Annotated in this window: 24 protein-coding genes and 1 pseudogene; 12 read left to right on the top strand and 13 right to left on the bottom strand. The window is 36.0% G+C overall.

Features of this window, described 5'->3' with window-relative positions; all coding sequences use genetic code 11:
• Positions 1–96: 96 nt before the first annotated feature.
• A complete protein-coding gene (locus tag KHA93_RS02410; protein ID WP_213109251.1) occupies positions 97–2,289 on the bottom strand; it encodes a DNA topoisomerase III in 2,193 nt (730 codons plus the stop codon).
• 316 nt (positions 2,290–2,605) lie between these two features.
• Here KHA93_RS02410 and KHA93_RS02405 point away from each other — a divergent pair.
• Positions 2,606–2,887, top strand: a pseudogene (locus KHA93_RS02405) (DNA topoisomerase III); the annotation flags it as partial.
• Between the two features lie 181 nt (positions 2,888–3,068).
• Here the strand turns inward: KHA93_RS02405 and KHA93_RS02400 are convergent.
• Positions 3,069–4,007, bottom strand: a complete 939-nt coding sequence (locus KHA93_RS02400) for a dipeptidase (RefSeq protein WP_490710551.1) — start codon at positions 4,005–4,007, stop codon at positions 3,069–3,071.
• A gap of 310 nt (positions 4,008–4,317) precedes the next feature.
• Here KHA93_RS02400 and KHA93_RS02395 point away from each other — a divergent pair, with 310 nt between their 5' ends.
• Positions 4,318–4,596, top strand: coding sequence for a hypothetical protein (locus KHA93_RS02395; protein ID WP_213109248.1), 279 nt, complete (start codon positions 4,318–4,320; stop codon positions 4,594–4,596).
• A gap of 170 nt (positions 4,597–4,766) precedes the next feature.
• Here the strand turns inward: KHA93_RS02395 and KHA93_RS02390 are convergent, their stop codons facing one another.
• Positions 4,767–6,065 carry a prolyl oligopeptidase family serine peptidase gene (locus tag KHA93_RS02390; protein WP_213109247.1) on the bottom strand — a complete coding sequence of 433 codons (1,299 nt, stop codon included), beginning with the start codon at positions 6,063–6,065 and terminating at the stop codon, positions 4,767–4,769.
• A gap of 280 nt (positions 6,066–6,345) precedes the next feature.
• On the opposite strand from KHA93_RS02390, the gene KHA93_RS02385 reads away from it, so the two are divergent.
• Together KHA93_RS02385 and KHA93_RS02380 are read left to right on the top strand one after the other, a co-directional pair.
• Complete coding sequence (locus KHA93_RS02385) at positions 6,346–6,447, top strand: YjcZ family sporulation protein (RefSeq protein WP_213109246.1); 102 nt, start codon at positions 6,346–6,348, stop codon at positions 6,445–6,447.
• Between the two features lie 103 nt (positions 6,448–6,550).
• Positions 6,551–6,835, top strand: coding sequence for a hypothetical protein (locus tag KHA93_RS02380; protein WP_213109245.1), 285 nt, complete (start codon positions 6,551–6,553; stop codon positions 6,833–6,835).
• 36 nt (positions 6,836–6,871) lie between these two features.
• Here the strand turns inward: KHA93_RS02380 and KHA93_RS02375 are convergent, their stop codons facing one another.
• The gene (locus KHA93_RS02375; protein WP_213109244.1) at positions 6,872–8,284 is read right to left on the bottom strand and encodes a SpoVR family protein; all 1,413 of its coding nucleotides are present in this window, start codon (positions 8,282–8,284) and stop codon (positions 6,872–6,874) included.
• A 123-nt stretch (positions 8,285–8,407) separates the two neighbouring features.
• On the opposite strand from KHA93_RS02375, the gene KHA93_RS02370 reads away from it, so the two are divergent.
• A complete protein-coding gene (locus KHA93_RS02370; RefSeq protein WP_213109243.1) occupies positions 8,408–8,662 on the top strand; it encodes a YhdB family protein in 255 nt (84 codons plus the stop codon).
• 101 nt (positions 8,663–8,763) lie between these two features.
• Here the strand turns inward: KHA93_RS02370 and KHA93_RS02365 are convergent, their stop codons facing one another.
• The 3 genes from KHA93_RS02365 to KHA93_RS02355 are packed head-to-tail and all read right to left on the bottom strand — an operon-like array spanning position 8,764 to position 11,108.
• Positions 8,764–9,300, bottom strand: coding sequence for an NADPH-dependent FMN reductase (locus KHA93_RS02365; RefSeq protein WP_213109242.1), 537 nt, complete (start codon positions 9,298–9,300; stop codon positions 8,764–8,766).
• A 28-nt stretch (positions 9,301–9,328) separates the two neighbouring features.
• The gene (locus tag KHA93_RS02360; RefSeq protein WP_213109241.1) at positions 9,329–9,970 is read right to left on the bottom strand and encodes a response regulator; all 642 of its coding nucleotides are present in this window, start codon (positions 9,968–9,970) and stop codon (positions 9,329–9,331) included.
• 13 nt (positions 9,971–9,983) lie between these two features.
• The gene (locus KHA93_RS02355) at positions 9,984–11,108 is read right to left on the bottom strand and encodes a GAF domain-containing sensor histidine kinase (RefSeq protein ID WP_213109240.1); all 1,125 of its coding nucleotides are present in this window, start codon (positions 11,106–11,108) and stop codon (positions 9,984–9,986) included.
• A gap of 507 nt (positions 11,109–11,615) precedes the next feature.
• Here KHA93_RS02355 and KHA93_RS02350 point away from each other — a divergent pair.
• Both KHA93_RS02350 and KHA93_RS02345 read left to right on the top strand, forming a co-directional pair.
• Positions 11,616–12,053: a disulfide oxidoreductase gene (locus KHA93_RS02350; RefSeq protein ID WP_213109239.1), complete on the top strand. Its 438-nt coding sequence runs from the start codon at positions 11,616–11,618 to the stop codon at positions 12,051–12,053.
• A complete protein-coding gene (locus KHA93_RS02345; protein WP_213109238.1) occupies positions 12,050–12,517 on the top strand; it encodes a thioredoxin family protein in 468 nt (155 codons plus the stop codon). Before KHA93_RS02350 ends, KHA93_RS02345 begins: the two co-directional genes overlap by 4 nt.
• Before the next feature lie 128 nt (positions 12,518–12,645).
• On the opposite strand, the gene KHA93_RS02340 is transcribed toward KHA93_RS02345, so the two are convergent.
• Entirely contained in the window at positions 12,646–13,044 is a 399-nt protein-coding gene (locus KHA93_RS02340; RefSeq protein WP_213109237.1) for a DUF5365 family protein, read from the bottom strand.
• Between the two features lie 112 nt (positions 13,045–13,156).
• Here KHA93_RS02340 and KHA93_RS02335 point away from each other — a divergent pair, with 112 nt between their 5' ends.
• From KHA93_RS02335 to KHA93_RS02315, 5 genes are all read left to right on the top strand, one after another.
• Positions 13,157–14,029 carry an RluA family pseudouridine synthase gene (locus KHA93_RS02335; protein WP_213109236.1) on the top strand — a complete coding sequence of 291 codons (873 nt, stop codon included), beginning with the start codon at positions 13,157–13,159 and terminating at the stop codon, positions 14,027–14,029.
• Between the two features lie 92 nt (positions 14,030–14,121).
• Positions 14,122–14,742: a DUF47 domain-containing protein gene (locus tag KHA93_RS02330; RefSeq protein WP_213109235.1), complete on the top strand. Its 621-nt coding sequence runs from the start codon at positions 14,122–14,124 to the stop codon at positions 14,740–14,742.
• Positions 14,743–14,762: 20 nt separating this feature from the next.
• A complete protein-coding gene (locus KHA93_RS02325; protein ID WP_213112740.1) occupies positions 14,763–15,761 on the top strand; it encodes an inorganic phosphate transporter in 999 nt (332 codons plus the stop codon).
• 90 nt (positions 15,762–15,851) lie between these two features.
• Positions 15,852–16,244, top strand: a complete 393-nt coding sequence (locus tag KHA93_RS02320) for a thiol-disulfide oxidoreductase DCC family protein (RefSeq protein WP_213109234.1) — start codon at positions 15,852–15,854, stop codon at positions 16,242–16,244.
• Between the two features lie 247 nt (positions 16,245–16,491).
• Positions 16,492–17,790, top strand: coding sequence for an NCS2 family permease (locus tag KHA93_RS02315; protein WP_213109233.1), 1,299 nt, complete (start codon positions 16,492–16,494; stop codon positions 17,788–17,790).
• A 213-nt stretch (positions 17,791–18,003) separates the two neighbouring features.
• Here the strand turns inward: KHA93_RS02315 and KHA93_RS02310 are convergent, their stop codons facing one another.
• From KHA93_RS02310 to KHA93_RS02290, 5 genes are all read right to left on the bottom strand, one after another.
• Positions 18,004–18,801: an ABC transporter ATP-binding protein gene (locus KHA93_RS02310; RefSeq protein ID WP_213109232.1), complete on the bottom strand. Its 798-nt coding sequence runs from the start codon at positions 18,799–18,801 to the stop codon at positions 18,004–18,006.
• A complete protein-coding gene (locus KHA93_RS02305; protein WP_213109231.1) occupies positions 18,779–19,828 on the bottom strand; it encodes an ABC transporter permease in 1,050 nt (349 codons plus the stop codon). Before KHA93_RS02305 ends, KHA93_RS02310 begins: the two co-directional genes overlap by 23 nt.
• A gap of 18 nt (positions 19,829–19,846) precedes the next feature.
• Positions 19,847–20,875, bottom strand: a complete 1,029-nt coding sequence (locus KHA93_RS02300; protein WP_213109230.1) for an ABC transporter substrate-binding protein — start codon at positions 20,873–20,875, stop codon at positions 19,847–19,849.
• A gap of 658 nt (positions 20,876–21,533) precedes the next feature.
• Positions 21,534–23,111, bottom strand: a complete 1,578-nt coding sequence (locus tag KHA93_RS02295; protein ID WP_213109229.1) for a C40 family peptidase — start codon at positions 23,109–23,111, stop codon at positions 21,534–21,536.
• A 240-nt stretch (positions 23,112–23,351) separates the two neighbouring features.
• On the bottom strand, positions 23,352–23,516 hold the full coding sequence (locus KHA93_RS02290) for a hypothetical protein (protein WP_213109228.1): 165 nt from the start codon (positions 23,514–23,516) through the stop codon (positions 23,352–23,354).
• Positions 23,517–23,532: the final 16 nt, after the last annotated feature.

Genomic DNA, 23,532 nt, shown 5'->3' with positions numbered 1-23,532 from the left:
TTCATAAGAAATTAAATGTACAATTTTTTTATCGCCATTCGTTTTAAAAAATAAAAAATGAGCTGGCAGTTCATAAGAACTGGCAGCTCATTTTAATTAAGAATCTATTTTTATTCCTTTCAACGCTTCTGCTAAAGCATTATTTATTGGTTCGTCTTCTTTTTGTTGTTGCTTCATGTATTTTTGTACACTACGCTTATCCGCTTTTCCACTACCTTCTTTTTTACGTCTCGCTTCAAAAGCAGATAGTTTTTCACGATAACCACATTTACAAGCGAAGATTTGACCTTTACCTTCACCACGTAGTTCCATTTTCTTTTTACATTGAGGGCAGCGTGCGTTAGTTACGCGTGAGACATTCTTTTTATGACCACATTCACGATCTTGACAGACGAGCATTTTGCCTTTCTTACCGTTTACTTCAAGCATTGGTTTTCCACAATCAGGGCAGGATTTTGTAGAAATGTTGTCGTGCTTGTATTTTTTATCACTTGCTTTGATTTCAGCAACGATTTCTTTTGTATGTTCTTTCATTTCATTAATAAACACATCTTTTTTAAGTTTACCTTTAGCAATCAGCTCAAGTTTTTGTTCCCACTCAGCAGTCGTCGCTGGCGATTTTAATTCTTCTGGTACTAAATCTAGTAGTTGACGACCTTTAGAAGTGATATAGATTTCTTTTCCACCACGTTTTTCAATAAGGAATGAATTGAATAATTTATCAATAATATCAGCACGAGTTGCAACTGTACCAAGTCCACCAGTTGATTTTAACGTATCAAGAAGTTCCTTATTATTTGTTTCCATGTACTTCGTAGGATTTTCCATTGCCGACAGTAAAGTTGCCTCTGTAAATCGTGCAGGAGGCTTTGTTTGGCCTGATGTTTGAGCGATTAACTTTGTTGTTAAAACATCATCTTTTTCAAGACGAGGTAATAACTGCTCTTTTATATCATCCATTGATTCTTCATCATCGAAACGGTTTTCGTACACTTCTTTCCAACCAGCATTAATTACTGATTTTCCTTTAGCAATGAATTTTTCATTACCGATTTTTACTTGAACTGTTAATTGCTCGTATTCAAAAGCCGGGAATAAAACAGCTAAGAAACGTTTTACGACAAGGTCATATATTTTACGTTCTTTATCTGTAAATGCTGAGAAATTTACATAACCTTCAGTTGGAATGATGGCATGGTGATCACTTACTTTATTATCATCTACAAAGGCTTTTGTTGCTTTTATTGGCTTTGCTAATACTTTATAAGCAAGTGAACGATATTCGCTTACCCCACACGCTTTTAAACGCTCTGGAAGCGTACTAACAATGTCTGAAGATAAATAACGTGAGTCTGTACGAGGATATGTTAGCACTTTATGTTGCTCGTAAAGTTTTTGCATGATATTTAGTGTTTCTTTGGCTGAATAACCAAAGATTTTGTTGGCATCACGTTGTAACTCTGTTAAATCATATAGTGCAGGTGAGAATGTTTTCTTTGCTTTACGGTCAACAGAAACAACAGTCGCCTCTTTACGTCCAAGTGATTTTACGATTGCATCTATTTTTTCTTTATTAAAGCTACGACTATTCCCATTCGCATCTTGCCACGTTAATTTAAGTCCATCTGTTTGAGCTTCAATGCCATAATATGTTTGAGGTTCGAAATTCATTATTTCATCTTCACGTGCGGCAACCATTGCAACTGTTGGTGTTTGCACACGTCCACAGTTTAATTGTGCATTAAATCTTGTTGTTAAGGCACGAGTTGCATTTAAACCTATATACCAGTCTGCCTCCGAACGTGCTACTGCTGAAGCATATAAGTTTTCATAAGCTTTACCAGGCTTTAAGTTATTGAATCCATCTTTAATAGCTTTATCTGTTACAGAGGAAATCCACAGACGTTTGATAGGCTTATGAACTTTTGCTTTTTCAATTATCCAACGTGCAACTAATTCTCCTTCTCTCCCTGCATCAGTAGCTATGATTATTTCATTCACATCACCGCGATTTAACTGTGTTTTTGCAGCATTAAACTGCTTTCCGGTTTGTTTCATGATAACTAATTTCATACGTTCTGGAAGCATGGGGAGGTCTTCTAGATTCCATGTTTTATATTTAATATCATATACCTCAGGATCTGCTAAAGTTACTAAATGTCCTAGCGCCCAAGTAACGATATATTTGTCGCCTTCTAGAAATCCATATCCTTTTTTCGTACACTTCAATACATTTGCTATATCTCGTGCAACAGAAGGTTTCTCAGCAATTACTAAACTTTTTGCCATTTTTCCGAACTCCTTTACCAACTATGTACAGTCTAATATACCATAGTTTTAGGGAGAAAATGTTTGGACACTTTTATTTAGCGGTCATAATAGACATTGCTCGCTTAAGAATTTAAACTTCTTGTTTTAATCTTTTATTATCTCTAAAAATTTCATTTAACTTTTTAGGAGTAAATGTTGTTTCTATATTTGAATAAAGCTTGATCCATTGTAAATAGACGTATGATATATTCCATATTCTACTCCTAAATTGGAAACAGATATGCCCTCAATGTGTAATTTAACAATTTGTTTTTTAACTGCTCGTCATGGAATTCTCATATGTTCAAATAGAGAATGTAATTTTTGGAAACGCAAGGATCCAAAGATATCGATTTGAAGATGTCCTAAATTCCATAAGAAAATGGAAATTCATTCAGGGAAAGCTGGAGCATATTTTCAATGTCGCGGATGTAATCTTGTAGAAAAGGCGGGGCAAAGGAAAGAAGCTGTCAGTAAAAAAGAAGAACGGCAATTACTTAAAAAATATTCCAGTGAGGAAACGATTGGCAATAGCTTGGCAGTTGCACTAAAAGCAGCACTGGAAGATAAAGAATAAATCAAAAGTGGAGACTTCTGTACATCGATGTAGCACCAGATTATTAGTCTTATCGCAGTGAAAGTACGACGATAGGCGCTCGATCCAGACGGAAACGTAGTCCACAGATTCCCCCATTTATATTCAATTTATCTAGTAGAAAAATCCAGATTTTTACTTTAAAATCTGGATTTTTTTTGAATTACATTGGAAGATGCCGAAGAAAATTTTCTCCCGCAAACCCTCTTACTTGATCATCTGAATAATATTTTAGCAGTTCATTTATTAAATTTTGATGTTTGGACGCATTTTCCAAATCAACAATATGTGTTTCTATTCCGTCAAAATCTGATCCAAATCCAATTTGCCTTACCCCGCCAAGGTAACAAAAATGATCAATATGACGAATCAAATCGGAAATATAAGCAGTCTCATTATGTGTTACAAATGGCGGATGATAGACAACATGGATCAATCCATCTTTTTGAAATAATGTTTTTGCCTGCTCGTCAGATAAGTTTCTAGGATGATTACAAATTGTTTTCGAATTGGAGTGACTTGCAATTGGAAAATCAGCAATCTCCATTACATCCCAAAAACCTTTTTCACTTAAATGAGAAACGTCTGTAAACACTTTATGCTTATTATTAAATTTTACAATCTCTTTTCCAAATGATGTTAGTCCAGCTCCTCGTGGTTCCCAAACCCCATCTGCAGCGAGATTGGCAAAGTTCCATGTCAAGCCGACAGATCGAACTCCCAAATGAAATAATATACTTAATTTATGCAAATCATTTCCGATACAATCAACACCCTCAAGTGTAAGGATCGCACCAATTTCATCTGTTTTTAAATAAGTAATATCTTCCCAATTTCGAATATGAACGATGTCAGGATTATTTTCCAATACATGAGAATAAAAATAATCTATTTGGTCAAGGGCAGCTTGAAATTGTTCCTCACTTTTTAGTTCGGGCGGAATAAAAATAGCAAAGCATTGAACCTTTACCTGTCCCTTTAACATACGTTCCTTATTCGTATCCAGTTCAGGTGAATCTTTAAACCTTAATGTGCCCTTACTCTCCCAAATTTTATATAGAACATCACAATGTAAATCGATAACTTCCATAATCCTCACCAGCCTTTCTTAAAAATTTTCTTTCAACAATATTCTATAATAATTTATAAATTCCTTCTTTATCCAACTTGTCTACCGATTCCAAAATTATTATGAAATCCCAATGAATCGCAATTAAATAGTTGGATTTTCCAATTTACTTGTGACTTCAGCAGCGATTCGAACGAAATCAATTGATTTTCCAATTTGATTGTGAATCCGACATTGTTTTACGATGAAACTAATGAATACTCCAATTTGATCGTGAATTCTGTTTTGAATCGCTTGAAATTCATCAAATGATGGTATGATATTGTATGGAGGTATGCTAAAGATGAGATGGTTATTAATGGTTTATTCAGCAATATTAAATGGTTTGCTAGGTTTCGTATGGATTATTTTTATTTCAAAACTACTGGATTTATTCAATCATTCTGGTAAATCAATTTGGATGGGGCTTTTTATTGGAATAGCCACTTTGCTTTTTCTGGATATTACTACGAGGGTCTTCGAATCATTTGATAAAGACAAAAGGCATCCTGTAAGAATTGCGGGCTATGTTTCTTTTGGAGTTGTTGTTTTGATATGTATCGTGAAGTTGAAGTCCTCATGAAATAGCTACCCTGGAAAAGCATCCGGGGTAGCATTTTTTAGGCTATATTAATAATTTAGAAATTTGCTGTCCATGTTCAGCGCTTGTCGACTAGCAAACTTCTTGCCATTTCCTACGATAAGTCAAAGGTCAAATAAGGAACGACCATGAGTAAGGCTCTTGCGCTTTTCTTAATGCCCTCTCACATAGGAGAAAAGCCAATTTTTCATGACGTCATTTTCATATGTTGGAACCCATGCAAAATGACCATTAATAGGAGTGGTTCCTCTAATAAATTCTGAATAAAGAGTGTGGCTGCCATTTTCCATTGCAGTATTTACTAATTGTTGAGCCGCTGCATTAGCAGCTTCTCGACTTAAATTACCAGCATACTCAGCTCTAACGACTTTACCGCCAGCTGCTGCAATTGCATTAATCATATTTCTTGAACCGCTTACTGGAACAGTTGTATCATCAGCAGAATGTGTCACCCAAATCGGTAGATTCACTAAATTTTTTGCCTGATTTACATTCCCTGTCCCACAAACAGGAATGGCAGCTGCAAATAGCTCAGGATGGCTCTGTATGAGTGCCCATGTCCCCATACCCCCCATTGAAATGCCAGTGATATAAATTCGATCCGGATCAATAGGGTATTCATTTTTTAATGTTTCTATAAGATCTAATAAAAGGTTCATGTTAGTCTGACTAGTCCAACTGTTACCAATCGCTGCCTGTGGTGCTGCAACATAAGCAGAATTTTTTGCTTGCTGATCAGGAGCTGCCCAACTTATCGCCCCTCTATTTGCTAAAAGCTGTACATCGTTACTTACTCCTCTTTCACCCGCTCCATGCAAGAATAAAACGAGAGGTTGCTTTCCTTCCGTATTTTCAGGTTCGAAAAGACGATAATTTAAAAAGTTCCCTTTGTTATCTGAAATAACTTCTTCAGAAAAATCATCAACGATTAAATTGATCTCACCCGAATTTACGATAATATTTGGTGTGGTTGGAACATTATTTCCAATCACAGTCTCTATATTTTTTTCTTGAGTAATCGTATATTCAAGGGATAGCCTTGTATTAATTCCAGTCCTGAAATCGTAAAATAATGTACCAGCAATTGGATCCTCTTTACTTAACTCAATAATAACGAACTTTCCATCTTTTCCTTGAGAGCTAAGTTCAGGAGAGGTATTTGCGTAAACTTTTGTAATGGTTCTTTTTGCAGTATTCTCGCCATGAAGCGCGTTCACTTCATACGATAAAGTGGAAAGTGAGTCATTACTGATTTCCTTCTTGTACTGAACAGCGACAGCAACTACCTTTTCTCCTTCAGGTAATACATCTGTAATTACATCCATTCTTTCAATTTGCCCAAAATTTGTCTTTGGTTTTGTGGTACCTGTTGCTTCGCTACTAGTAGTCATGTTGAAGCTAATCATTAATACGACTGCAAACATCCAAAATGCCTTAATAAAAATTCTCACCTTACATCCCTCATTTCTTTTAATGAAAGTATTAGAAATGTGAAAATATTAACTTGGTGTACTTTTCATACTATACTAACTTTTCAGAAATAAACATCAGTCTATTGTCCTAACTTCTATTTATGAACTAGTATAAAGTAACTATATTGCGTTATCCGACTTTTTTCTGAGGTTTAGATTATTGTTCATTAGCCATTTTTTCAAAAATTACACGTTGTCCCATACAGATTGTTCACATGTTCCATAACATAAGTTAGAACCTTTAAGGAGGTGCCATAATATGAGCCACATTCACCATCATCACCGCGTCAGAATGAATTTTGCATTGATCGTCGTTCTGTTCATTCTACTTATTATCGTCGGTACTGCATTCTTGTACTAAGGTTCGAACCGTGGGAGGAGCGTCTAATGATGCTCCTTTTTTTCATTCATCATTTTCTATTTATTAGGAAATGCTAATAAAAACGGTTAAGGTGTTGGTGTAGATGGAGCATTTTCCAATTATTCATACAAATTTTTGGGACGCTGTCATTGCTGTCCCATTAGTAGTAATAGTTACACAAATAATCAAGATCTTTTTAAGGGTTCCTCGTTTTTTAGTACCGACAATTGCGACGATCCTCGGCCTTATTTTTTCTATCTTTATCGCTCATAAATACAATTTTTGGGGTGCGGTTTTCATGGGCTTTTTTTATGGGAATGCAGCTGTTGGTGTGTATGCAGGGTTGAAAACTTCAATCAACGCCTATCGAAAATCAAAAAAAGAATAATGCACACCTGAGAATTGGTATGCATTATTCTTCGTCTTAGATAAACTTTCTTTGCATATTTCTTCCGTCGAAACTAAATAACATTGGTCTATTTTCCACTGTACTTTCAAGGTGAACTGCTCTTCCCCATAATTGATAAATGTAAGGCAGTACTTTCTCCAAATATTTTAAATCAAGTTCGATACCTTCAAACCAATGCTTTAAATAAAGCTCCCCATTTTTCATATAATCCCCGTGATTAACCGTTATATATGGGAATCCGCCGTTTACCCTCATGTTCACAAGCTGATCACGAACTTCGGTCCATTCTTTGTCGATAATTTTATAATCACGACCTTGCTTTTGGAATAAATACATATCCTCTTTTAAAACAAGATCTTTTGTTAGGTAATTGCGTAGAAAAGAAATATCGGATTCAATTTCTCTTACTTCGAATATTTTTTCACGACCTGAATTCGGTTCTACCCCATCCCTTATCAATTCTTCATCCGGATTATTCCAACGTTCCTCAATGTCCTCAAATATTTTAAGTCCAAGATAATATGGATTAATATTTGTTTTTGATGGTTGAACAACACCTGCATTTAGCTTTGCAAATTCGATGGATTCGTCACTTGAAAGATCCATTTCCCTTAAAATTCGTTGATGCCAATAAGATGCCCAGCCTTCGTTCATAATTTTCGTTTCCAGCTGTGGCCAAAAATATAACATCTCTTCTCGAATCATTGTCATGATATCCCTTTGCCAATCTGAAAGCTCTCGGCTGTATTGCTCGATAAAAAGCATAATGTCTTTTTCTGGTTTTGGAGGAAATGGCTTTTTCTTTTTTTTACGTTCTCTATTCTTTTCCATTCTATTGTCTATCGACCATAAATCATCATATTCCGTTGAAGGGGTGTTTTCATCCTCCCATTCCTCCTCATCATCCAATGACCAATCTAAAGACGGTCTTAATATAGAAGGATCAAGATGCTCTTCAATAGCAAGGACGGCATCTAAAAAGCTCTCTACTTCTTCTTTTCCATGTTCAATTTCATATTGTCTCACCCGTTCAGCCGTTGCAGCCATGCTTTCTACCATATCCCTCTTTGTATTACGAAAACGAACATTATTTTTAAAAAAATCACAATGAGCAAGAACGTGTGCGACAATCAATTTATTTTGAATAAGGGAATTAGAATCAAGAAGAAATGCATAACAAGGGTTGGAATTTATGACGAGCTCATAAATCTTACTTAGCCCTAAATCATAATGTAGCTTCATCTTGAAGAATTGCTTTCCAAAACTCCAATGAGAAAAACGGGTTGGCATTCCATAAGCTCCGAATGTATATATAATATCTGCAGGGCATATTTCATAACGCATTGGGTAAAAATCCAAACCCATTCCGCTTGCAATTTCGGTAATTTCACTAATGGCATATTCTAATGCTTTTGAATCGGCATTCATTTTCAATCCCCCCTTTTATCCACAATGTATGTAAAAAATTCATACAAAATGTCAACATTTACACCACTAACATCTTTCCTTCAAGCAAATAATAAAGGTAACTCCAAAAAGGAGGGTTTCATTTTGGACATTTTAGACTATGATCGTGCTTTATACTACACACACAGATCAGAGTGGGACAATTTGATTGTTTTGATGGTAAGAACAAAAGACAACATGCTTTCTAAGAGGATTGAACGTTTTTTGCATGCTTATCAATTCTCTAGTGATTATACAGTGATTGAGCGTAATTTATACTCATTGCTTCGCTATTTGGATCATGCAAATAGTGTTACAGAAGTTCATTCAAGTAATGAAAATCCAGTACTATCGATATAGAAGAGCATAAGCTCCTGAAGTATCGACTACCATCTTCAAAGCCTTTGATTTTAAGCTCTTTGCAACGAAAAAAAACTCGGTGTCCTAAATAGGATACCGAGTTACATCTTTGACGCTACTTCTGATGTGATTTTAATAAACATTTGTAATTCTTTTACCAAATCATTAACTAATTGTGCCGGTTCGTCCCAAAGGGATGCATCATCATAGTTAAAGCATTCCGGATCAAGTACAATTTGCTTCGGAATGACATTGGCATAAAAACCACGCATAACTGTGCGCATATTGTTTAAGCAATTAATACCGCCTTTACCCCCACCTGCTGTCGCAATTAATGCAACAGGCTTATATTCAAGTTCATCACTAGTCAGAAAGTCTAATGTATTTTTTAAAGCACCCGTCATCCCGCCATGGTATTCGGGTGAAATTAATATTATTCCAGATGAGAAACGAACTTTTTCTTTAAAATTTATGACAGATGGCAATCGCCACTGTTCTTCTTCACCAGTTAAAAAGGGAAGGTTCGCGTCACTTATATCGATATAATCAACATCATATTTACGTGCAATATAACGAGTCAAAAGCTCAGTTCTTCCGCCTTTTGGCATTCCTCCATTAATCACTAATATTCGATCCATTCTTTTCGCTCCTTCACTTCTAACTGCTTTATTGCTCTACAAATCCATTTTTCACTGCAAACAAAGCAGCTTGAGTCCGATCTGCCACTTGTAATTTCATAAATATATTAGAAACATGTGTCTTAACTGTTTTTTCGGTTATTTTCAACTGTGCCCCTATCTCTTTATTGCTTTTTCCTTTCGCAATTTCTGTCAGAACTTCTCTTTCCCTTTGCGTTAATGAGGCAATCCGATCGTTAGCGGGATTTTTCCGGTTCATACGTGTCATCAATAAATTCGTTGCTTTAGGATGAAGTGTATTTTCTCCATTAGCAAGCTTTCTAATGGCGGATGCGAGTTCATCAGGCTCAATATCCTTTAGCTGATATCCAGAAGCCCCTGCTTCAATAGCAGGGATTACATGATCTTGATCAGAAAAGCTTGTTAAGATCATGATTTCTATATCAGGGCATATTTCTTTTATTTTACCTGTCGCTTCTATTCCATCCATAATGGGCATAACAAGATCCATCAATACAACATCTGGATGCAATTGAACAGCCATTTCCACTGCTTCTTTTCCATTTTTCGCTTCTCCCACTATTTGGATATCCTTTTGAGTTTGCAGGAAAAAAACAAGCCCCCGCCTTACGACATGATGATCATCCGCAATCAACACTTGAACCGTCATTCTTTTTCTCCCCCTAATACGGCAATACTACGTCTATACTAGTTCCAACACCAAGCTCACTCTTTAAAACAAAACGGCCATTAAGAGCTTCCGCGCGTTCCCTCATACCTTCAATTCCAAAGGAAGGGAGTACTTTTTCTTTTTCATAAATAAAACCACATCCGAAATCACTAATTGTAAGCTGCACTTCACATTTCGATACCTTTATCGATACAAATACTTCTTCTTGATCAGAATGTCTTTTAGAATTATTTAGAGCCTCCTGACTGATCCTCCATAAAGCTTCTTCAACAAGAGATGGTAAGGCTAGCAATCCTGATAACTTTGTATGAACATGAAGTCCTAGCATTTCTCCATAACCTTTAATGGCTTGAATGAGCCCCTTTTCCAAGCCACTTGGCCTAAGCTGCCATATCAATGCCCTCATTTCTGTCAAAGCTTCCTGAGCAAGCTCTTGCATATGTTGAAATGTATGTTTTGTTTCTACATCTTCTGTCATCTCAACTCCCCCTCTTGCAGTTAAGGTGAGGGAAAATAATAACTGATTGACCGAGTCGTGCAAATCACGAGCGAGACGATTTCTTTCTTCAATCAGGGCAACTTCTTGTGCTTTTTTTGTTAATCGTACCCTTTTAATAGCTGAACCAATTTGCAATGCAATCGATTCAAGTAACGCTAGCTCATCACGACTAAACTCCTTCTTTTCAGGAGCTGCTACATTTAATAACCCGAATACTTCATCCCCTGATGTAAGGGGTATCGTTGCATGAAACGCAATTCCTTCTGTTTCTTCCTTATTTAATATAGAAGCTTTTTCAAGCCGTCTACATTCAATAATATTTGAAGCCTTCGTCAAGCTTCCGTTGCGAAAACCTTCAATACACCAACAACCACCTCGTCTAAGTGGTTCACAATTATTTTTAGAAAGCGCAAGAGGTAAATGCTCTGCGGATGCAACTGTATGACGACCATCAGGTCCGATTAAAAATATCCATCCTGTGGTTACTCCCGTAACTTCTAACAGTTTCTTTAAAACATCTGATAATAAAGGAGAAATTTCAGTTCCTTCATTTAATAATTCAGCAATTTCTTTAAGTACACGTAAATGGGAGTTCTTTTCATATTTTTCACGCTGCATCTAAAATCCCTCCTGATACTCTCTATATAGTATACAAAAAATTCGCTGTAGACTTTATTCTCATTATGGCGTAAATCTCCCTACAACTTTAGTAGGAAAAGGAAAGCGAAACTTACTGAATAGGGGGTGACAAGGTCATGCTCTTTATACAAGAAAGTTCGTCCTTTAACTACTTTAATAGCAGTTTTTTAACCTGAGCACCTAGCACAAACATAGAAAAGCGATAGCGCCTATTCATTCGACGTACAAGCCTACAGGATTGGTTCCTTCCTTTGAGTCAATTTTTCGATTTCATCTAAATTTTAAGGAATCACGACGTATTCAAAAGGCGAATCGATTAAGACTTTTCGTATAAAAAAAAACAATATGTTTGCTAGTCTACTTCTGACTATACTATTTACTTTTGTAAAAATTACAAATTTGTGACTTTTCGGAAGGAAATTTTACATTTATAAATTCTGAGAACTATAATTATTATAGTACAGTTCTGGTGGGGGTTGAGAGAAAATGGCTAATAAAAGTGATGCTAGGGAGACTTTGATGTTTTTTGCATTTGCTGTTTCAGTTACTGCTTTATTGGGTAGTTTGTATTTTTCAGAAATACGTAAATATACCCCATGTGACATATGCTGGTATATTCGAATTTTTATGTATCCTATCGTACTTATCCTTGGAATTGCGACTGTAAGAAAGGATTATCATGCAGCTTTATATTCAGCCGCTTTGTCCGGTATTGGCATGCTTGCTTCTCTATATCTTTATATGATTCAAAAAATACCTTCTATTGCAGATACAGCTCCCGCTTGCGGTATCATACCATGTACAACCCAATATATAAATTGGCTTGGATTTATCACAATTCCTTTTCTTGCATTAACAGCGTTTATCATGATTTTCCTTTCAAGTATCTTTGTGATAAAACGAACAAGGAGGAATAAACAATGAAAAAAGTTCTAATCTTTTTAGTCATCATTATTGCCTTATTTGCCGCTTTATCTGTCTCCACTAAAATGCAACAAAGCGAGAAAGTTGCTGGCAATATTTATGAAAAACCTGACCTCCACCCTTTGACGATTGAACAGCTTGAAGATCCACTTTATCAAAATATCATTTTGCCTGCTGATCTTAATAACAAGCTTGAAAAAGGCGAAGATGTGGTCATTTACTTTTATAGCCCAGAATGTTCCTTCTGCATGCAGACTACTCCGATTCTTAACCATGTCGTAGAAGAAATGAATATATCGGTAATGCAATATAATCTTTTAGAATTTAAGGAAGGATACAAGCAATATAATATTGAATACACACCTACACTTATCTATTTCAAAGATGGAAAAGAGGAAGCAAGAATAGTAGGATTGCATACTAAAGAGGAATTTGAAGTCTTTTTCAAAAAAATTATTCAATAAGCTTTGAAAAGGCTGTCTACATGGTAATATTAGTTTCGGACAGCCTTTTTTGGTTATGTTAAACACGTATATTGTTTTCTACACTTATTCAATCAGTTGCATGATCAACAATAATCATCAACAAGCCATCACATTAATAATTGATTTGTTGCGTTTGAATACATACTAACGATAACATTTGCTTCACTTCTATTTCGAGAAGTAAAATTGCTATATGAAAAAGGAAAAAATAAACCTGATTCTATTAGAATTTCAGCATTTTTATTGAATAAATCTGAGAAATCTTTATCAATATTTGACTCTAAAATCAAAATGATGACCTCAATGCTACAGATAGCACGAAATGCACCATCTAACGTAAATAGTCGTTCATCCTTTTCTTTAGGTACTTGTAGTATTTTTAAATTTAAAAACTCAGATATCTCATCGTCATCAAAATATTGTGGGAAGATGGAAGTATAGAAGTATTGTATTAGTTCCTCCAGTTTTTCCTCCTGCTTTTCAGTCGCTGCTACTACTACTTTCATACTAAAGACCCTACCTTTTGCATTTCTATATTTTCTATTAGAATAACATAGAATGGCGGCTGAAAAGCTTGGGAATTTCAAGAAACTTTTTTGAGAAGGGATAAAAATTAAGATGCGAATAACGATTCCTGAACAATGGAAAGGAAGGAATATAGAAGATTTATTGCGTAACCAATGGAGGGTTCCAAAAAAGTTGATTCACAATCTAAGAATGGACAAGGCAATCACATTAAATGGGAAAATCACAAACTGGAACATTACGTTAAATGATGGCGATGAACTTTTCATTTCTTTACGCGAAGAAGGCGAAGGTATTGCTCCATACCCTTATTCATTGGATATTCTTTACGAAGATGACTTTTTAATAGTAGTGAATAAACCAGCTGATATGGCGACTCATCCAAATGATAGCGAAACGAATACTCTTGCAAATGCGGTATCATATCATTTGCAAAATGTATATGACGCTCAAAATCCACGCCATGTTCACCGTCTCGATAAAAATACTTCCGGAGCAATTCTTTTTGCAAAGAATATTTTTAGTCAAGTAGTCCTCGACAGAATGCTCACAGACAGAGAAATAAAACGGACATATTGGGCGCTAGCTGATGGTATTATTAGGAGTAAAAATGGAAAGATTACAGAACCTATCGGTAGGGATCGCCATCATCCAACTCGACGAAGAGTTTCAAAGACTGGTCAACATGCTATCACTCATTATAAAGTAATTAATACTTTTCCAAAGGACAAGTTATCATTAATTGAATGCTCCTTGGAAACTGGGAGAACCCATCAAATTCGAGTACATTTATCTTTTATCGGACACCCCCTGGCTGGTGATGAACTTTACGGTGGGAGCTCTAAATTCACAAGGCAGGCACTCCATGCCCGTAAACTTGAATTTATACATCCTTTTTTACAGAAAAAAGTCCAGGTCACTGCACCATTTTTAGATAACCCGCCTATTTTTGAAAATTTTCTATAAAGTATTTTAGGGTAAAAACGACAAAAACTTTTATCTTTAGATATTTTGCGATAAAATAATATAGGTTTAAATTATTGCTAGGAGGGCTAAAAATGGTCTTTAAAAGAAAAAAAGATAAATTTGCGATTTTACTTGAAAAAATTGCTGCCAACTTAAAAGAAAGCTCCATTTATTTTGCCGATTTTAAGTTAACAAATAAAGAAGACACTAAAATTTTTGCTGAAAAAATGAAAGAGTATGAGACAATCGGAGATACTTACGTTCATGAGATTATTAAAGAATTAAATAATTCATTTATTACTCCTATTGAACGAGAAGATTTACTTACATTATCGATGATTATGGACGATGTACTCGATGGAATGGAAAATTGTGCCGCTTTATTTGAAATGTATTCCATTGTTCATGCAGACGAATATATGTATAAGTTTGTCGAATCCATAAAGAAATGTGTTGAAGAAATTGAAGTTTGCATCGGGTTAATTTTTAGCAAAAAATTGCCTGAAGTTCGTCCGCATGCTATCAAAATCAAAGATTACGAATCCAAATGCGACGATGTACTTAGAGAATGCATTAAGCATCTTTTCACGGTAGAAACAGATCCTATTCGATTAATTAAATACAAAGAGATCTACGAAAACCTTGAAAAAACAACAGACAGCTGCCAAGGAGTTGCCAATACCCTTGAAAGTATCGTCATGAAAAATGCATAAGGGAGTCCTATCAAATGGGAATAGATTCAATACTTATCATCACAATTATCATAGTCATTGCCGCCCTTGCATTTGATTTCATTAATGGTTTCCATGATACGGCAAATGCTATTGCGACTTCCGTTTCTACGAAAGCTTTAAAGCCACGCCATGCGATTATATTGGCCGCGGTGATGAACTTTGTAGGTGCATTGACGTTCACAGGGGTCGCACAAACGATAACGAAAGATATTGTCGATCCTTTTACATTAGCTAATGGTACAACTGTTATTTTAGCAGCACTCATTTCTGCAATTGCTTGGAATTTAATTACATGGTATTACGGCATTCCTAGCAGTTCGTCACATGCTTTAATTGGATCTATAGCGGGAGCAGCAATCGCAGCAGCAGGTCTCAGCTCAATAAAATATGCAGGTTTTTTAAAAATCATCCAAGCACTCATTTTTTCACCGCTAATAGCTTTTGCTGTAGGTTTTATCATCTATACAATATTTAAAATGGAATTTAAAAATTTGAGCTTAACAAAAACGAATAAAGGATTTCGGTATATTCAAATCGCTACAGCAGCTTTACAATCTTATACCCACGGGACGAACGATGCCCAAAAATCGATGGGTATTATTACGATGGCTCTAATTGCGAGTAATCATCATACGACTACGGATATCCCCTTTTGGGTACAATTCTCCTGTGCTTTGGCGATGGGACTAGGTACATCCGTGGGCGGTTGGAAAATTATTAAAACGGTTGGCGGAAAAATTATGAAAATTCGCCCAGTAAATGGAGTTGCTGCCGACTTAAGCTCTGCACTTATTATTTTCGGTGCTACGTATATTCATTTGCCTGTCAGTACAACTCATGTTATCACGTCATCGATCCTAGGTGTTGGGTCTGCTCATAGAATTCGTGGCGTTAAATGGGACACAGCACAAAGAATGATCATAACTTGGTTTATTACTCTCCCCATTACTGGATTGTTAGCCGCAGCTATCTACTATATCTTAAATTTATTTATGTAACAAAATAAGCCTTCCTAAACAGAAGGTTTTTTATGTTGATTTTTTTATGTTAAATGGTAAATAATGAAGGTAGTAAGAGGGGGAATGGCCATGTCTACGGTTATTTTATTTGACGGCGAGTGTAATTTTTGCAATTCTAGCGTTCAGTTTATTATTAAGCGAGATCCTGACGGTTATTTTCAATATGCTTCATTGCAAAGTGAATATGGACAATCGTTGTTAAAAAAGCATAGAGTTCCATTAAATGTAAATAGCCTCGTATTACTTGATAATGATCATGCTTATTTGAAAACTACGGCCGCATTGCGAATATGTAAAAAATTGAAATCTCCCTTGAAATGGCTTTATCTTTTTATATTCATTCCAGCCCCGGTTCGCAATTTGTTTTATCATGTTTTTGCCAAATACCGTTATCGATGGTTTGGAAAAAATGAAAGTTGTTTGCTCCCACCTACCGAAATTCGCAAAAGATTTTTATCTTAATTATTTATAGACTTACAAGTATCCCTCCGTCGCTATGAAGGGATACTTTTTATTTTTCATTTTTCAAATAAAAAACATATCCTTTTTCCAAGCTTACGCACCATTTATTTAGCTATTACAGAAAACGATCAATAAGTATATTTAATATAGAATTTTAAGGAAATAATAAAAATAACTTGCTAAATTAACTAAAAACGAATATTATACATAATGGATTAATAATTGTTCGTTTTTTGGAGGTTTTCATATGTTTAAATTAAAGGAAAATAATACGAATGTTCCAACTGAATTAATAGCAGGACTAACGACATTTTTAACAATGGCCTATATTATTATAGTTAATCCAATCATTCTTAAAGATGCAGGAGTCCCATTTGAACAAGTATTTTCAGCTACTATCATTGCTACGGTAATCGGCACATTGTGGATGGCATTAGCCGCTAATTATCCAATTGCGATTGCACCTGGAATGGGGCTTAACGCTTATTTTGCCTACTCTGTCGTTGGTACTCATAATATTAGTTATCAAACTGCGTTTGCAGCTGTTTTTGTTGCTGGCATTATTTTTATCATTTTATCTCTAACACCTTTTCGTAAAATATTGATTGAAGCAATTCCTGAGAATCTTAAGCACGGAATTACCGCTGGAATTGGATTATTTATTGCTTTCATTGGGATGAGAATGAGCGGAATGATTGTTGCCCACCCATCAAATCTTGTGGCACTTGGCGACCTTCATTCTTTTGGTGTGATTTTGACTCTAATTGGTCTAGCTGTAACGTTAATACTTATGGCTTTAAGAGTACCCGGAGCATTGTTTCTTGGAATGATAGTTACGGGGCTTATCGCCTATTTTACTGGACAACTTTCATTCGAGCAATCGATTTTAGACAAGCCAACACTTCCAGAAGGCTTATTAGTTGCGAATCCAATTTCGGCAATAGTGGATGTAGTTCAACATAGTTTATATGCGGTTGTCTTTTCATTTTTACTCGTTACCATTTTTGATACAACAGGTACTATGATTGGAGTGGCGGAACAAGCTGGATTAATGAAAGGTAATACGATGCCACGTGTCCGTCAAGCTCTCCTAGCTGATTCTGTCGCAACATCCGTCGGATCCATGTTCGGTACAAGTCCTACAAGTGCCTACGTTGAATCTACGGCGGGGGTTGCAGCAGGTGGTAGAACGGGTCTAACGACTGTAACAGTTTCTATCTTGTTTATCATAGCAGCTTTTTTCGGTCCTCTTGTAAGTGCGGTATCTGGTATACCAGCAATTACTTCTCCCGCTTTAATAATTGTTGGAAGTTTGATGATGGGAGCTATTGCGAAAATTGAATGGGGCGAGTTAGATGAGGCGTTTCCAGCATTTTTGATTATTTTAAGCATGCCTCTTACTTCGAGTATTGCAACTGGAATTGCATTAGGCTTTATTTCTTACCCTATTTTAAAAATAGTGACAGGAAAATGGAAAGTTGTTCACCCACTCGTTTATATTTTTGCGGTGTTATTCCTTTACCAACTAGTGTTCTTACCACATTAATAAAAATTGAATTATAGAGACTGAAAGCTACCTTTTAATCTATATCAAGCATGATCCGGTCTGAAACTTTGCTTTCTTCTCATTTTAGTACAGATTTACTTTGTACAACTCAATTTTCCTAATATTTCAGTCCATATGGAAATTGAATATCTTTTATACTTAAAAACTCCATTAAAAAAGAGGTTATTCAATTTATGAATAGCCTCTTTTTCATTATATCGTTAGTAATGCTTTATCATCTGTCATCTTTTCTCCACGAATGCGCTGAAATTCTGCCATTAGTTTATCGATTGTCAGTTCGTGCTTCTTATCAGAATTAACTTCCAAAATAATTTGACCTTTATCCATCATAATCAGGCGATTTCCAAGATCAAGTGCTTGTTGCATATTGTGAGTGACCATTAACGTCGTCAATTTGTCTTTTTCGACAAGTTGCTTCGTTAAATTCGTGATCAATTCCGCTCTGGATGGATCTAGTGCTGCCGTATGCTCATCCAACAACAAAATGGAAGGCTTGGTAAATGTAGCCATTAATAAGGACAACGCTTGTCTTTCCCCACCTGAAAGCAATCCTACTTTCGCATTGAGGCGGTTTTCCAGATTCAAATGAAGGGATTCCAGTGATTCACGAAAAAATTCACGTCTCTTTTTATCTACACCTTTTCGAAGACCTCTTTTTTTGTTTCTTGAATAAGCCATCGCAAGGTTTTCTTCAATTGTCATATTAGGAGCCGTTCCAGCCATTGGGTCCTGAAATACCCTACCAATAAACTGAGATCTTTTAAACTCCGGAAGCTTTGTAACATTTTTTTCATCAATGAGTACATTTCCGAAATCCGGAATAAGAGCTCCAGAGATCATATTCATTAAAGTGGATTTTCCAGCACCATTGCTTCCTATTACTGTAACGAAGTCACCTGACTTCAGTTCAAGATTTATTTGATCTAGTGCTATTTTTTCATCAAGTGTTGCTTCGTTAAATATTTTATTAATCTGTTCTAGCTTCAGCATTGAGCTTCCCCTCCCCTTTTTCAAGTTTGGAAAGAGATGCTAACCTCTCTGCATGACGCTTCGCTTTTCTCTTTTTTTCTCTGCTTTTTTCAAACAATTGCGGAACGATTAGAGCTAAAATAACAATAATAGCTGTAATAAGTTTCATATCTCCGGTATCAAGCAAATCAATTCGAAGTGCAAGCCCTAAAACAATACGGTAAATAATAGCACCAGCCACGACAGCCAATGTTGTCCTCACAATCGTTTTCGTACCGAAAATTGCTTCGCCAATAATGACGGAAGCGAGTCCAATGATGATCATTCCAATTCCCATACCAATATCCGAGAACTTAGAATACTGAGCGATCAATGCTCCTGAAAAAGCAACTAAAGCATTCGATATCCCCAACCCAAGAATAATAAAATTATCGGTATTGGCGGAAAAACTACGGATCATCCTTCTATTATCTCCGGTTGCCCGAATGGCGAGTCCCACTTCTGTTTGTAAAAACCAGTCAGCAACAAATTTAATCAACAAAGTCACAACAACCATGAGGAAAAAGATACCCCAAGTAGTAGGTAAAAACTTAACCCCTAATTTTGTTAAAATCTGATTTAAAAATGGATCAATACCGAGCGATCCCCAAAATTGGTGAAACTTTGTAAAGACAGTATCTAGTTTCATTAACGAAATATTAGGGCGTCCTACTGAATTTTCTGTCGTTAATCCCATTATTCTTAAGTTAATGGAATATAAAGCAATCATCATTAAAATACCTGATAATAATGGATTGATTTTCCCTTTTGTATGCAAAAGCCCTGTAATACATCCCGCTAAGAATCCAACTACAAGAGCTGATGCTGTTGCAATAATAGGATGAAACCCGAAAACAATCATAGTAGCTGCGGTACTAGCACCAGTAACAAAGCTTCCATCAACCGTTAGGTCTGGAAAATCAAGCACTCGGAATGTAAGATACACTCCAAGTGCCATAATTGCATAGATGATTCCTTGCTCTACGGAGCCAAACATTGCTGCAAACATATTAGAATCATCTCCTATCTATTCTAATTCAGCTTTCCATTCGTCCTTAATTTCTAATCCAATTGTTTCTGCTGTTTCTTTGTTCATAACGAGTTTAAGGTTTTGTGGTACTTGTGCAGGTATATCAGCAGGTTTTACACCATCTTTTAATATTTTTACTGCCATTTGACCAGCTTCATAACCGATATCGAAATATTCAAAACCATATGCGCCAAGACCGCCATTTCTAACTGAATCAAATTCCCCTACCATTAATGGCAATTTATTGTTGTTTGCTACATCAACAACAGATTCTAATGCAGATACAACTGTATTATCTGTAATGATGTAAAGTGAATCAACTTTCCCAAGTAATGATTCAGTCGCTTGTTTAACTTCAGCTGAAGTTGAAACAGAAGCCTCTTCAACTTTAATACCAAGTTCCTCAGCTGCTTTTTTAGCAGTATCTACTTGTGCTCTTGAATTTTGTTCACCAGAGTTAAACACCATTCCAACTTTTTTAGCATTGAGCTGTTCTTTTAGAAATTTCATCGTATTTGGAATCGCATCTGGATGATTGTCAATTGTTCCTGTAACATTCCCACCTGGCTTTTCCATTGATTCAACTAATTCTGCCCCAACTGCATCCGTTACGGAAGTGAATACAATCGGAATATCTTGTGTTTCGCTGGCAACAGATTGTGCACTTGGTGTGGAGTTAGCAAAGATCAAATCCACTCCTGCATTTACAAGATTTGTTGCAATAGTAGGATTATTATTAGGATCTCCTTGAGCATTTTGCACATCATATTCAACTTCTAGCCCAGCATCTTCCAAAGCCTTTTTGAATCCGTCAAATGCCGCATTTAATGAATCATGTTCAACAATTTGAGTAACCCCAATTTTATATTTTTTTGCAGGTTCTTCTTTTTGATTTTCTTCCTGATTACTACCACTTGGCTTTTGCTCTTCTTCTTTTGGTGCATTTGAGCTTGTCCCACCACAAGCTGCAAGCATTAACATGGCACCGAATAGCAAAATAGCAAGCTTATTTAAGCTACCCTTCATTCTATTTCCCCCTCAATAAAGTTTTTTGCTTATTAGCAAAATAACTATCTATTATGCTCATTGCCTATTTTCATAAAATATTGGCAATAATTATCGTTATGTTACACTGCTTTTGTCCTATAGTCAATAAGATTTCAAATATACAGAAAATTAAAATACATGCTTTAAAGCGTTAAACAAGAAAAGTGGAAACCCTTTGCCCATGACGTTCAGGCCAACAGGATGTGGGTCCGTCGACGTCGCCACAGAACGTGGCGGCTTTTAGTCGATGATGACTTACAGTAGGGAGAAGGACAAGAATCTATCATGAACGAAACTAGCTCCTTACTCGTAAATAAGTAGATTAATTTTGTTGGCATGTGTAATGAAAAAACCAAACCAAATCAGAGCTACAATACAAAAAAGAGCTAGTTACTATGAAATACCATATAATACATGGGTTTAAACGTACACAAAAAAAAATTACTGTCGCTATTACTGAAGAAGGTCGTGAAGAACCAAGATATCGGGGTTGATTCTTTTATAAATAGAAGACATTAGAATATTGATTTGAAAAATAGGAAAGATATCCAGGGATATAACTAATTCGCGCGGTGCCTATCACTTTATGATTATTGTCGAACAAAATTAGGGTGGTGCCAGGCACCACCCTAATAATCTATTTAACTATCCTTTTAACTCCAAGGTATTTAGAGCTCCAAGTAGTATTTGTTTTGATGTTGGTGATTCTTACTCCGTCTGACACCGTTACATGAACAACTTGGTCGTTGCCGATATAGATGGCTGGGTTAATCGTTGTTAGTTTAAAAAATACGATATCACCCGGTTGCAGATCGCTTCTTTCTACGCTTTCACCAATTAACATTTGTTGGTCTCCCCAGCGTGGGATATCCACATTTGCTGCTTGTTTGAATACATATTGAACAAAGCCAGATACATCAAATCCTGTGTCTGGATTTGTTCCACCATTTACATAGGGTACTTCTCCGATATATTTCGTTCCTTCGGCAACAAGTGGGTTTTCTTTTGGTAATGTTAATCCGGAAAACCTACGTACTCCTGTAAATTTAGATTGCCAATATTCACTGCTTAAATAGGAAATGGTCACTGCATCACCTCTTGTCGCATGGATAAACTGGTTACCACCAATATAAATGCCATTATGAGAGATTCCATCCCTGTACGTATCGCTGAAGAAAATGACATCTCCAGGCTGAATATCTGCCAATTCTATCTTTTTACCAACTTGCCATTGTTGGTCTGTAGACCTAGGCAAGTAAATTCCTAACGCTTTTAAATGCACATAGCGGACAAAGGCTGAGCAATCAAATCCTTCTCCGGGATTCTCGCCTCCGAATACATAAGGAACTCCTTGATATTTTAGAGCTTCTTTTACAAGTGGATTATTTGCATCAATAACTGGCGCTCCAGTTATACGTTTTGCTCCAACAAAATTAGAGCTCCAGTATGCACTTTTTTCAAAGCTCGTAATCGTTACACCTTGTGAAACTGTCGCATGGATAAGCTCGTCATTCCCTTTATAGATTGCGACATGTGTGATATTACTAGTGCTGCTGCCAAAAAAGACTAAATCTCCTGGCTCTAGTGACTTCCTAGCTACCTCTGTTCCCATGGCAAATTGTTGTTGTGCAGTACGAGGAAGCTTAAATCCTAACGTTTGATTAATGACATATTGCGTAAATCCTGAGCTATCGAATCCTTTAGGTGTCGTCCCGCCATAAAGGTATGGAGAGCCTTCGTACTTTAGTGCTTCTTTTACAATAATATTATCTATCGTTTCTGCAGGTAATTTGGATATACGCTTGGCACCTACATAATTTGCGCTCCAATACGCACTTTTTTCGAAGCTTGTAATACTTACACCTTGTGAAACTGTCGCATGGATAAGCTGGTCATTTCCTAGATAGAACGCTACGTGAGTGATATTAGTAGCACTACTTCCGAAAAAAACGAGATCCCCTGGCATAAGTGAGTTTCTTGCTACCGCTGTTCCCACACTATATTGTTTTTGTGCCGTACGTGGCATGACTTGATTATATGTTTGTCCAAATATATATTTTACAAATCCTGAACTATCAAAGCCTTGAGGATTTTCCCCACCATATAAATACGGAACTCCTATATATTTATTTGCTTCGATTAATAAAGAATTTTCCGTGGCTGCCTGACTTTCCTTTACTCCATTGAAAACGACTATAATAATCATGATAGTCATCAAAAAAATGGATTTCGTTTTCAAAATTCTCGTTTCCTCCCCTTTTTATGGTAATTACATGAATATTTTACCATATTATGGGCGAAAACCTCGAATTTCGAATATTTTTATTATATATGTACAAAAGCGGAAGGCGCCTGGAGCTAGACGAAAACTGTCTTTATATCGTTCTCCACATCGTTTCATATTATTAATTTTCTAAGTATAGAAAAAGGCCCTTTTCAAAAGGACCTTTTTTGATTATTCAATTGGTAGATTACTAGTAGCCCCCTTGTTTTTAAAAAACTCGACTATTTTCTGTGACTCGAGTGATGTAAGGACTTCTTTATGTTTAAAATTGGACATGGCGAATAGTGCTGTAAATAGGAATACAAAAGGCATAACTGCTTGCATTATTTTTTTCATTCTTCTTCACTCCATC

It is taken from the genome of Lederbergia citrisecunda (assembly GCF_018343695.1).
Classification (GTDB): Bacteria; Bacillota; Bacilli; order Bacillales; family Bacillaceae_C; genus Lederbergia; species Lederbergia citrisecunda.
The sequence above is the reverse complement of the archived record's forward strand: the minus strand, read 5'-3'. Positions and strand labels throughout refer to the sequence as shown.